An 11,977-nucleotide genomic window follows, 5' to 3' on the forward strand; every position below is an offset into this window, starting at 1 on the left:
GCACGCTAGCCGCAACTCCAGCGCATACTTTGCGCGAGGATATGCGGGTGGCTGTCGATCGCTTCCCACTCATCCAGGAATTGGAAACCGTGCCGGTGGTAGAACTGCACGGCCCTGACGTTCTCGGGGGCGACTTCGAGAAACAGTGCATCGACGCCCAGCTCCATCGCACCTGCCTTTACGGCCGCCACCAGCCCATCCGCCGCGCCTGAACCGCGAGCTGCCGGCTCGACCCACATGGCAATCAGCTCATAGCGGGCAGGATCGCGAAAGCCCGCGCCCACCAGGCCGACGGGCCTGCCATCGTCGAATGCCAACCAGAACCGCGTCCTCTCGCCCGCCGCCCGTACCTGCCACTGGGCATCGCTGTCGGCCGCTGCCGTCTGATAGCTCACCCCGAATGCCGTAGGCGTGTCCTGCAAGGCGGCGAGGCGGATCCGTTTCAGTAGCGTCCAGTCGTCCTTTCGGGTGGCGCGGATATCCATGGGTGTACCGACTCTTTCAAATTGAAATTCAGATCAGCCAGGCGCTTCATATCGAGCACCCCGCTGGCAGACCTACTATGCCGTATAGACCGCCCAGGTGTGCAACGAGTCGGCCGTTGCCGAGCCGGTGGTGGCCCATCGGCGTAACCAGCGTCGCGTCCTGGGCGCGATCCGGCGTGAGCGAACCGTGGCCTTCAGGACGCATGCGAGGGCACCATCACCTTCCGCGCGACCTATGGCGATGGCCCCCCGAGATGTACTGCACAAGGCCAACAGCGTGTTGGCGGTAGCGAACGAACAAGCGGTGGAGGTCGATCTCGGGTGAGGGCTGCCGGCATTTGGCCTGCAGCGGCAAGTAAACCGATAGAGCCTGCGGCCCACGCTCGCCAGGACTGAGCAGCCGTTCAAGTGTTGGCCAGGCAACCTTTTTGCCAGCGCCGTTACTTCTGTGATCGGGTCATGTGCATGACGAGCTTGAAACGGTCTCGGGGGTAGACGGTTTCGGAAACGGAGATGATTTCGCCGTTCTGATCACGGTACTGGCGAATGATGTTCAGCCCCAGGTCGCCGTGGGGCGCCTTCAGGCTGGCACCGAGTTCCGGGGTGAGCTGGACCGGGCTCACCTCCTGATCCACCGACTCGATGCTCTTCGCGAACGCTTTGCCGATAAGCGCGGCGATCAACTCGCCGGGATGCGCCCTGGCCTGCGGAATCACCTCGGCGAAACGCTGCAACGCATAGACATCCGTCCAGCACAGTGGATGCCGCGCCTGGCCATTTTCGACCTTGATGCTCGACACGCAAAAGTAGTGCTCGCCGGGGATCAACCCCAGGCGGTTGGCGAGGGTGATGTCGGCGACGAAATGCCGAACCTCCTGGATGTCACGCACATGGCTCTCGGCGACCTGCACCAGATCGGTGATCGAATCGATCGCCTGGGAATAGCCACTCCGCGGAGCAGCCGCCTCGACCCGGGTGCCGACCTTGCGGCGCCGCGACACCATGCCCTGCACCTGCAGCAGATCGATCGCCGCCCGCACGGTGTGCCGGCCCACGCCATACAGGTCGCAGAGTTCCAGCTCGGTCGGTAGCAGAGAGCCGACCGGATGATTACCCGCCGCGATCTTTTCGATGAGGTCGTTGGCGATTTCTGTGTAGCGACCGCGGCTGCTCATTCACTGCTCATATTGGGGACGAAGACGTGTTGACAGTGTACCAAATGTGGCCGAGTATTTTGTTCGAACATATTATATTTGTACGAACAATAACAAACAAAAGGCTTCCTCATGTCTACTACCGTTTTCGATTCCGCTCTGTTCCGCGACATGTTCGGCACCGCCGAAATACGCAACGTCTTCTCCGATAAAGCGTTGATCGAGCGCTACATCGAGGTCGAGGTGGCGCTGGCGCGTGCCCAGGCACGTTGCGGGGTGATCCCCGCCGCCGCTGCCGAAGAGATCGCCGCCAAAGCCGACTACGCTTCGCTCGACCTGACGCTGATGCAGCACGAAACGGAAATCGTCGGCTATCCCATTCTGCCGCTGGTCGAACAGCTCTCGAAGTGCTGCGGTGAGGCCGGCCGCTATGTGCATTGGGGGGCGACCACCCAGGACATCATGGATACCGCGGTGGTCCTGCAGGTGCGTGATGCACTGGTGATCGTGGAGCGCGACGTTCAGGCCGTCCGTGGTCTGCTCGCCGACCTCGCCAAACGCTACCGCGACACGCCGATGGCGGGCCGTACCCACCTGCAACACGCGCTGCCGATCACCTTCGGCTACAAGTGCGCGGTATGGCTGAGCATGTTCGACCGCCATGCCGAGCGCCTGGTCGAACTGCGTCCACGTGTCGAGATCGGCCAGTTCGCTGGCGCCGCCGGCACCCTGGCATCGCTGGGCGACAAGGGCCTGGAGGTTCAGGAATCACTGATGGCCGAGCTGGGCCTGGGCGTGCCTCAGGCGACCTGGCACGTGGCCCGTGATGGCCTGGCAGAAACCCTGAATTTCCTAGGTCTGGTCACCGGGTCGCTGGGCAAGGTCGCGCTCGACGTGATGATGATGATGACCAGCGAACTCGGCGAGGTCTACGAGCCCTTCGTGAAGGGCCGTGGCGCCAGCAGCACCATGCCGCAGAAACGCAACCCGATTTCCTGCGAGCTGATGTACGCCGCCGCCAAGGGCGTTCGCCAGCAGGCGGGCCTGATGCTCGATGCGATGATCCAGGACTTCGAGCGCTCCACAGGCCCATGGCAGGCCGAGTGGGTGGCCATTCCGGAGGCCTTCGCATTGACCGCCGGCTCCCTTGCCCAAGCCAAATTCATGCTTGCAGGCCTGGACGTTCGCACTGAACGCATGCGCCAGAACCTGGACATGACCCGCGGCCTGATCGTCGCCGAGGCGGTGATGATGGGGCTGGCCCCGGAGCTCGGCCGCCAGGTCGCGCATGACGTGGTGTATGCCGCCTGCCGCGTGGCCAACGACGAGAGCATCAGCCTGCTCGATGCCTTGTTGCGAGACCCGGAAGTCGCCGACCGCCTGCCACGCGCCGAGCTGCAGCGCCTGACCGACCCGGCCAATTACCTGGGCCTCGCACCGCAAATGGTCGACCGCGCACTAGAGCGCCCGGGCCGCGTTCAACGCTGACGCTTGCAGCGGGCTCCATGGCGAGCCCGCGAATCTCTCGACAAAGACAATAAAGAGAATTCGCTCATGTCATCTACCACCGCAAAACCGTTCTACCGCGACCTCACGTTTCAGGTCATCGCCGCCATGGTGCTGGGCATCGCGTTCGGCTTCATCGCCCCCGAGCTGGCAGCCAAATTCAAGATTCTCGGCGACATCTTTCTCAAGCTGATCAAGACGGCGGTTGCCCCGCTGGTGTTCTTCACCGTGGTGCACGGCATCGCCTCGGCCGGTGATATCAAGCGTGTCGGCAAGGTCGGCATCCGCGCACTGATCTACTTCGAGGTCGTGTCCACCCTGGCGCTGGCCATCGGCCTCGCCTGGGGCAACCTGATCGAGATCGGCTCCGGCATGCACGATGCCCACCCCAGCGGCGCCACTTCGGCGGCAGCTGCCGCGGCAGTTGCCAAGGGCCACGCGCCGCAGTCGACGATGGACTTCATCTACGGCATCTTCCCCGACAACTTCGTCGGTGCCTTCGCTGGCGGCCAATTACTGCAGGTGCTGGTGATCTCGGTGCTATTCGGCTTCGCCCTGCTGGCGCTCAAGGCCGAGCGCCGCGAAGTGATCGAAGATGGCCTGAACCGCATCTCCGAGTGCTTCTTCGAGTTTATCAACCTGATCATGAAGCTGGCCCCCCTGGGCGCCTTCGGCTCGGTGGCCTACGCGGTGGGCAGCAACGGTGCGGCGGTACTGATGTCGCTGGCCAACCTGGTACTGATGTTCTACGCGGCGGTGTTCTTTTTCATCTTCGTGATTCTGGGCACCATCTGCCGTGTTTCCGGGTTCAGCCTGTGGCGCTTCCTGAAGTACATCAAGGATGAAATCTTCATCGTCATCGGTACCGCGTCGTCGGAAAGTGCCCTGCCGCGACTGCTGCAGAAACTCGAGAAGTTCGGCTGCTCCAAGCAGAGCGTCGGCCTGGTGTTGCCCACTGGCTACGCGTTCAACCTGGACGGCACATCGATCTACATGTCGCTGTGCGTGCTGTTCATCGCCAACGCCTATGGCGTGCCGCTGAGCTGGGAACAGCAACTGGGCATTCTCGCCATCATGCTGGTGACCTCCAAAGGCGCGGCGGCGGTTTCCGGGGGCAGCTTCGTGGTGTTCGCGGCAACGGTCACCGCTATCGGCTCGCTGCCGGTCGAGGGTCTGGCCCTGCTGTTCGGCGTCTACCGCTTCATGTCCATGGCGATCGCCACCTGCAACACCATCGGCAATAGCGTCGCTACCGTGGTGGTTGCCAAATGGTCGGGCGAGTTCAGCGAACAGGAAGCAAAGGTCGAGTACGAGCGCGTGCTGGGCCGCGCGGCAACGGCACCGCTGTGACGTGCCGGCACACTCACTCCTGAATCACGACCGAGAACCGTCATGGAAAAATTCCGTATCGAGCACGATGCCTTCGGCCCCGTGGAAATCCCGCAGGACAAGTACTGGGGCGCACAGACTCAGCGAGCCATCGGCGTATTCGGGGCCGGGCGCGAGCAGTTCCCTGCCCACCTGCTGCATGCCTTCGGCCAGCAGAAGCTGGCCAGCACCCGCGCCAACCGGCGCCTGGGCGCGATCGACGACGCACTCGCCCAGGCCATCGAGCAGGCGGCCACAGAGCTTGCCGCCGGCCTGTTCGATGAGCAGTTCCCGCTGACCATCTGGCAGACCGGCTCCGGGACCCAGACCAACATGAACGCCAACGAAGTCATCGCCAACCGGGCCAACCAGTTGCTGGGCAACGAGCTGGGCAGCAAATCGCCCGTTCACCCCAACGACCACGTCAACCGCTCGCAGTCCTCCAATGACACCTTTCCGACGGTGATGCACCTGGCCTCGTACCTGGCGTTGAAGAACGCCCTGCTGCCGGCGCTTGGTCACCTGCACGAAGGGCTCGAAGAGAAAGCCCGCGCCTGGCGCGACGAGCTGAAGATCGGCCGTACCCATTTAATGGATGCGGTGCCCATGAGCCAGGGCCAGGCCTTTGCCACCTATGCCGAACAGATCCGGCATGGCATCTGCCGCGTGCAGGCGTGCATGGCGCGACTCAGGATACTGCCCCAGGGCGGCACGGCAGTGGGCACCGGGCTCAACGCCCCGCTGGGCTTTGCGCAGGTGTTCTGCGAGGAGCTTTGCGCAATCACCGGTGAGCCCTTCGAAAGCAACCCGTGCAAGTTCGAGGGCATGGGCACCCATGACGTTTTCGTGGAGCTGTCGGGTGTGCTGAACGTACTGGCGGTCTCGCTGACCAAGCTGGCCAACGACATTCGTCTGCTCAGTTCAGGGCCTCGCTGCGGGCTGGCCGAATTGGTGGTGCCCGATGACGGGCTGACCTCCTCGATCATGCCAGGCAAGCGCAACCCGACCATCGCCGAGGTGCTGGCCCAGGCCTGCATGCAGGTGATGGGCAACACCACGACCGTTTCCATCGCCGGCGCCTCCAGCCTGTTCGAGCTGAACGTCGCCAAGCCGGTGATCATTCACAACGTGCTGCAGTCGATCTCGGTGCTTTCCGAGAGCCTGATGATTTTCACCGACAAGCTGTTGACCGGACTGGAACTCAACCGCCCAGTGCTGCAACGCAATGTGGAAGGCTCCCTGCTGCTGGCCACGGCACTGAACCCGGTGCTGGGCTACGACCGCGTAAGCCAGATCACCCGCAAGGCGGCGGACGAAAACCTCACGCCCAAGGAGGCGGCCATAGCGCTTGGCTTCCTCACCGCCGAAGCCTATGACGCCCACGTCCGCCCGGCCCTGATGATTGCGCCTCGAGGCTGAGCGACCCCGCTGCCCTGCCTGACCCGGCATCGGGTCAGGCATCGAATAGCGGCACCCGCTCACCTGCTCAAGACGGGCCGCTTCTTCATCGGTCTCGTTCAGTCCAGCGATTCAAGCCCCAGCGCCTTCGCGCACTCGGCCAGCGAGCGGCGCTGGGTCTCGGCGTACAGCGCCAACTCATCGTGCACCGTGGCGCCGAGGGCGGTATGGAAGGCCTGCTGGTTGGAGGTGGCGTCGTAGCTGACCTGGGCATCGTCGCCGAGGTTGGACTGGAAGATGCCGGCAGCGCTTACCGGCAGAAAATCCTCGTAGACCAACGGCTCGAAATGCACATGGCCGGCGTCGATCAGTGCAGCGAGGCTGCGTGGTCTGGTTTCATCACGGCGCGCGGCTTTGCCCGCTTCGGTGACGAAGTAGCGGAAGTAGGCCAGGCCCTCGCGGTGCATGGCCGCGTAGCTGTCGGGGAAGGCTGCGAAGCGTTGCGCCAGCAAATCGGCGTAGCGCTGGGCGTTGGCTTCGTTGGGGAATTCGCCCAGGTCGTCGCGGGCCTCGCCCAGCAATTGGTCGTACAGCGCGCGACCGGCAGGGGTCAGCGCTGCACCGCGCTGCTCGATCTCGCCGAAGCGCGCGGTATGGCTGCCGGCCGCGCCGGCCTGGCCGACGAACGCCACGCGCTCCTGCAGCGCCTTGAAGCTGGTCTGGCGCAGCAGGATCGGGCACTGGCGCCGTGGCGGCCCCTCGACCACCGCCTTGGGCGTGATGCCGCGCCGGGGCATGGCCGCCTGCACTTCGTCGATGTCCAGGGTGCGCGGTGTCAGGTGGTTGATGTGCGGCCCCTTGAAGGCCACCACATCGGCGATCAGGCGATGCTGGTCGTGCAAACTGTCATACTCGGCGGCGCTGACGGTGGCTTCGGTATGCCAGCGAAAGGTCTCCAGGGCTTGCATTACGAACGCTTCGGCATCGGCGGCGTTCAGGCCGCCCTGGGCTTCGCATTGCTCGATCAGCGCTCGCGCCTGCGGGGTGAAGATGTCGCGCTTGGCGAGAATCTCGGCGGCCAGGGCACGCAGTGCTTCGTCCTCGATCAGCTCCAGGCGCAGCAGCGAGGTGAACACGCGAAACGGGCTGACCTGCAACTCGGCTTCATGTACGGCGCGAAAGGCAGTGGAATGCACCGGCACACCGGCCGCGCCGAGGTCGTAGTAGCCGACCGGCTGCATGCCCATGACCGCGAACAGGCGGCGGATGGTAGACAGCTCCTCGGCGCTGCCAACGCGAATCGCACCGTGGCGCTCCATGGCCAGGCGCTCGATTTCACCGGTCCGCTCCAGCTGCTGCTTCAGCGCCGCGGAGCCGGCCAGCGCCTGGGCGTTGGTGTCCTCCACCAGGTCGAGCAGGTCGCCGTAAAGCGGCACTTCGGCGCGGTACATGGCAGACATGGCGCTGGAAAACTGCGCACGGATTGCAGACGGATCGACAAATCCTTGGTTGCTCATGGCTGCAAAAACCTCCTGTCGGGTTTATCGGGTGTTCCTGCGCGCAGCTCTCCTGATGCCTCGGGGGAACCGAGTACGACTATCAAAGCGAGATGCTGGGCCTGCCACAAGCGAAATAAAGTGCTGCCATCATTCCTTGAATTCAGGATCTGAGCGAATGGCCTCGTTGCCGGCCCGCGCCTTGTCGAGAATCCAGTCGATCAGCGCCCTGACCTTCGGCACCTCGGCGGACTGCTCGGCGACGGCGATGAAGTAGGCGCCCTGGCTGGGTTTGTAGTGCTGCCAGGGGATCACCAGCTTGCCTTCCTGCAGCTCGTCCAGGACCAGAAAACGTGGCACCAGTGCCACGCCGCAACCGGACTGCGCCGCGCGGATGCACATGTAGAACGTATCGAAGCGCGGCCCGTGGTAGCTGTTCTCGGTACTGATGCCCTGCTCCTCGAACCACTCGTGCCAGCCGCCGGGCCGCGAGGTGCATTGCAGCAACACCAGATTGGCCAGGTCGCCGGCGTCGAGCAGCGGCTCATTGGGCAGGATGTCCGGCGCGCACACCGGAATCACGTCTTCGCCGAACAGCTCGATGCAGATGGCCCCCGGCCAGGAGCCGGTGCCGTAGAAAAACGCCACGTCGGCCTTGGCCTGCACCAGATCGAAGGGCTCCAGCTCGTTCTTGATGTCCAGGTGGATGTTGGGGTTGCGCCGGGAAAAACCTTTCAGGTTCGGTACCAGCCAGCGCGCCCCGAACGTCGGCTGGGTGGCCACCTTGAGCACCTCGGTTTCGCCGCCGTAGGAGAGGATGTAGCGGCTGGAGATGTCCACCTGGGTGAGGATCTTGTTCACCTCCGTCAGGTACAGCTCGCCGGCCGGCGCCAGTTGCAAGCGGCGGCGCACTCGATGGAACAGCGGATGCTGGAGCATGTCCTCGAGCTGCGCCACCTGCTTGCTCACCGCGCTCTGCGTCAGGTGCAGCTCCTGGGCGGCGCGGGTGAAGCTCAGGTGCCGGGCCGCGGCCTCGAAGCACTGCAGGGCGGTCATGGTCGGCAGCAGGCGTTTGGACATGAGCTTCTCTGTTCAGTCGCGGCGACTTGATTCCATGACGGAATGACATGGTGCGTAAACGTCGTTTGTTGCATGCAGGTTGCGGATTAATACTGATCCTTGTCGCGGATTTCAACTTCACGCCTCAGGAGATCGCCATGGTCAACCCGCTACTCGAACGTCTCGGTGTCAGCGCCAGCGCTTACCAGAACGGCAGCCATGCGGTTTACACCCCGATCGACGGCAGCCAGATCGGCCACCTGAATCTGCAAAATGCCGACGCGGTGCGCGCCAGGATCAGCGCCGGCCACGACGCCTTCCTGGCCTGGCGCAAGGTGCCGGCGCCGCGTCGCGGCGAGCTGGTGCGCCTGTTCGGCGAGGTGCTGCGTGAGCACAAGGCCGACCTCGGCGAGCTGGTGTCCATCGAAGCCGGCAAGATCACCCAGGAAGGCCTGGGCGAAGTGCAGGAAATGATCGACATCTGCGACTTCGCCGTCGGCCTGTCGCGCCAGCTCTACGGCCTGACCATCGCCTCCGAACGTCCCGGCCACCACATGCGTGAAACCTGGCACCCACTGGGCGTGGTCGGGGTGATCAGCGCCTTCAACTTCCCGGTCGCCGTGTGGGCCTGGAACACCACTCTGGCCTTGGTCGCGGGCAATGCGGTGATCTGGAAGCCGTCGGAAAAGACCCCGCTGACCGCCCTGGCCTCCCAGGCACTGTTCGACAAGGCCCTCGAGCGCTTCGGCAGCGACGCCCCGCACGGCCTGGCGCAACTGGTCATCGGAGACCGCAGCGCTGGCGAAGTGCTGGTCGACGACCCGCGTGTGCCGCTGATCAGCGCCACCGGCAGCACCCGCATGGGCCGCGAAGTCGGGCCGCGGGTGGCCGCCCGCTTCGGCCGCAGCATCCTGGAACTGGGCGGCAATAACGCCATGATCCTCACTCCCAGCGCCGATCTCGACCTGGCCGTGCGCGGCATCCTGTTCAGCGCCGTGGGCACCGCCGGCCAGCGCTGCACCACCCTGCGCCGCCTGATCGTCCATCGCTCGATCAAGGACGAGGTGGTCGCCCGCGTCAAAGCCGCCTACGCCAAGGTACGCATCGGCGACCCGCGCCAGGGCAACCTGATCGGCCCGCTGATCGACAAACAGGCGTTCCGCGCCATGCAGGATGCTCTGACCAGTGCCCGCGACGAAGGCGGCCAGGTGTTCGGTGGCGAGCGCCAGCTGGCCGACAGCTTCCCCTACGGCTACTACGTGAGCCCTGCCATCGTCGAAATGCCGAGCCAGAGCGCGGTGGTGCGCCATGAAACCTTCGCGCCGATCCTCTACGTGCTCGCCTACGACGACTTCGAAGAGGCGCTGCGCTTGAACAACGAGGTTTCCCAGGGCCTTTCCTCGTGCATCTTCACCACCGACGTGCGTGAGGCCGAAGCCTTCCAGGGCGCGGCCGGCAGCGACTGCGGTATCGCCAACGTCAACATCGGCACCAGTGGTGCGGAAATCGGCGGCGCCTTTAGCGGCGAGAAGGAAACCGGTGGCGGTCGCGAGTCCGGCTCCGATGCCTGGAAGGCCTACATGCGCCGCCAGACCAACACCGTCAACTACTCCCGCGAACTGCCGCTGGCCCAGGGCATCGTGTTCGACTGATTGGTGACTATTGCCTCGTCATCTGGGGGAGCGGGCGGGAACGCCTAGTCCATGCCCGCGATTTTTCGCGCGCATGGCGCGCTCCCACGGAGTGCGTGGAGCCCTGCTGCAAAACGCCGTCACACCCGTCGCCGCTATCTGGAGAGGAACGCGAGATGAGTGGCTTCGAGCAAAAATGCCTCTGGGCAGTGGTGACGCCGGCACCGATCAACGCTGGCGCTCTGGTTGGCGACGTGAAGGCCGACGTGTGCGTCATCGGCGGCGGCATCACCGGGCTGTCGGCGGCGCTGCGACTGCTCGAGGCGGGCAAGAGCGTATGCGTGCTGGAGGCCTTCGAGGTCGGCCATGGTGGTTCGGGGCGCAACGTCGGGCTGGTCAACGCCGGCACCTGGATCAAGCCCGACGATGTGGAAGCCACCCTGGGCGAAAAGACCGGCGGCCGCCTCAACAAGGTACTGGGCGATGCGCCGGCAATGGTGTTCGAAGCCATCGAGCGCTACCAGATCGACTGCCAGGCGCGCCATCAAGGCACCTTGCACATGGCTCACAACGCCGCCGGCCTGGAAGACCTAAAGGCCCGCGAGGCCCAGTGGCGCCGCCGCGGCGCGGATGTCGAGCTGCTGACCGGCGCCACCTGTGTGGAGCATTGCGGCACCGACAAGATCACCGGCGCGCTGCTGGACCGTCGCGCCGGCACCATCAATCCCATGGGCTATACCCAGGGCCTCGCCGCCGCCGTGCTGCGTTTGGGCGGCACCCTGCATCAGCAATCGCCGGTCAGCGAGCTGCACAAGCAGGCCGATGGCTGGCGGGTGCGCACGGCCCTGGGCACGGTCACGGCCGAGAAGATCGTGATTTCCACCGGTGCCTACACCGAGGGCGACTGGACCGAGGTGCAGCGCAACTTCTTCCGCGGCTATTACTACCAGGTTGCCTCGAGGCCGTTGAGCGGCGCGGCGGCCGACACCGTGCTGCCCCACGGCCAGGGTTCGTGGGACACCCGCACGGTGCTCAGCAGCATCCGCCGTGACGATCAGGACCGCCTGCTGCTGGGCAGCATGGGCAAATCGAGCAATAAGCCGGACTGGTTCGTGCGCAGTTGGGCGGACCGCATCCAGGGCCATTACTTCCCGCAGCTCGGCAAGGTCGACTGGGAAATGCACTGGACCGGTTGCATCGACTTCACCCCGGACCACCTGATGAAGCTGTTCGAACCGGCGCCTGGCGTGGTCGCGGTAACCGGCTACAACGGCCGCGGCAATACCACCGGCACCGTGGTGGGCCACGCCCTCGCCGACTACCTGCTCGAGAGCGACAGCAGCGTGCTGCCCATTCCGCTGTCGCGGATGAAAGCGCTGCGCAGCGCCGGGCTGCGCACCTGTTACTACGAAGCGGGCTTCTCGCTGTACCACGCCGGCCAGTGTCTGCGGGTGATCCTCTAGAATCTGATCACGGTCTTTTTAGAACCTGTCTCGGATCTTTTCCTGCACACTATGGGTATGAGAAAGCACCGTTATCCGAGCGATGTGAGTCGCGAGCAGTTTGAACAAATCCGTTCTTTGCTGGAAAGCGCCCGCAAGCGTACCAAGCCTCGCACCGTGGAGCTGTATGAGGTGTGGTGCGCGGTGCTGTATCTGTTGAAAACAGGCTGTCAGTGGCGCTTTCTGCCTAGCGATTTCCCCCGTTGGCAAACTGTGCACCGCTACTTCCGTCAATGGAGTGAGCCTGATCAGAATGGGGTAAGTGAATCGCCCCGGCTTTCCTAGACACTTTCCAAGCTCTGGATATATCGCTTCTCAAACTCCACTGGCGATAGCTGCATAGCGCTGCTGTGCCGGCGTTTAGGGTTATAGAACATC

At 64.2% G+C, this 11,977-nt stretch carries 9 protein-coding genes and 1 pseudogene; 6 read left to right on the forward strand and 4 right to left on the reverse strand.

All coding sequences use genetic code 11. The features are described from left to right. Positions 1-5 precede the first annotated feature (5 nt). Together BVH03_RS05945 and BVH03_RS05950 are read right to left on the reverse strand one after the other, a co-directional pair. A complete protein-coding gene (locus tag BVH03_RS05945; RefSeq protein ID WP_075960321.1) occupies positions 6-485 on the reverse strand; it encodes a GNAT family N-acetyltransferase in 480 nt (159 codons plus the stop codon). A 440-nt stretch (positions 486-925) separates the two neighbouring features. Next, positions 926-1,660, reverse strand: coding sequence for a GntR family transcriptional regulator (locus BVH03_RS05950; protein WP_075960322.1), 735 nt, complete (start codon positions 1,658-1,660; stop codon positions 926-928). Between the two features lie 111 nt (positions 1,661-1,771). Here BVH03_RS05950 and pcaB point away from each other — a divergent pair, with 111 nt between their 5' ends. The 3 genes from pcaB (at position 1,772) to BVH03_RS05965 (ending at position 5,932) form a co-directional block, all read left to right on the forward strand. Beyond that, on the forward strand, positions 1,772-3,127 hold the full coding sequence (gene pcaB, locus BVH03_RS05955) for a 3-carboxy-cis,cis-muconate cycloisomerase (RefSeq protein ID WP_075960323.1): 1,356 nt from the start codon (positions 1,772-1,774) through the stop codon (positions 3,125-3,127). A gap of 66 nt (positions 3,128-3,193) precedes the next feature. Further along, a complete protein-coding gene (gene dctA, locus BVH03_RS05960; protein ID WP_075960324.1) occupies positions 3,194-4,495 on the forward strand; it encodes a C4-dicarboxylate transporter DctA in 1,302 nt (433 codons plus the stop codon). Between the two features lie 42 nt (positions 4,496-4,537). Next, the gene (locus BVH03_RS05965; RefSeq protein ID WP_075960325.1) at positions 4,538-5,932 is read left to right on the forward strand and encodes a lyase family protein; all 1,395 of its coding nucleotides are present in this window, start codon (positions 4,538-4,540) and stop codon (positions 5,930-5,932) included. Positions 5,933-6,030: 98 nt separating this feature from the next. Here the strand turns inward: BVH03_RS05965 and BVH03_RS05970 are convergent, their stop codons facing one another. Together BVH03_RS05970 and gcvA are read right to left on the reverse strand one after the other, a co-directional pair. Continuing rightward, the gene (locus tag BVH03_RS05970; RefSeq protein WP_075960326.1) at positions 6,031-7,428 is read right to left on the reverse strand and encodes a VOC family protein; all 1,398 of its coding nucleotides are present in this window, start codon (positions 7,426-7,428) and stop codon (positions 6,031-6,033) included. Between the two features lie 129 nt (positions 7,429-7,557). Continuing rightward, positions 7,558-8,487, reverse strand: a complete 930-nt coding sequence (gene gcvA, locus BVH03_RS05975) for a transcriptional regulator GcvA (RefSeq protein ID WP_075960327.1) — start codon at positions 8,485-8,487, stop codon at positions 7,558-7,560. 137 nt (positions 8,488-8,624) lie between these two features. Here gcvA and BVH03_RS05980 point away from each other — a divergent pair, with 137 nt between their 5' ends. From BVH03_RS05980 to BVH03_RS05990, 3 genes and pseudogenes are all read left to right on the forward strand, one after another. After that, positions 8,625-10,118 carry an aldehyde dehydrogenase family protein gene (locus BVH03_RS05980; protein ID WP_075960328.1) on the forward strand — a complete coding sequence of 498 codons (1,494 nt, stop codon included), beginning with the start codon at positions 8,625-8,627 and terminating at the stop codon, positions 10,116-10,118. Between the two features lie 155 nt (positions 10,119-10,273). Next, entirely contained in the window at positions 10,274-11,560 is a 1,287-nt protein-coding gene (locus tag BVH03_RS05985; RefSeq protein ID WP_075960329.1) for an FAD-binding oxidoreductase, read from the forward strand. Between the two features lie 57 nt (positions 11,561-11,617). Beyond that, a pseudogene (locus BVH03_RS05990) lies at positions 11,618-11,857 on the forward strand (transposase); the annotation flags it as partial. Positions 11,858-11,977: the final 120 nt, after the last annotated feature.

This window comes from Pseudomonas sp. PA15(2017) (assembly GCF_001945395.1).
GTDB lineage: Bacteria > Pseudomonadota > Gammaproteobacteria > Pseudomonadales > Pseudomonadaceae > Aquipseudomonas.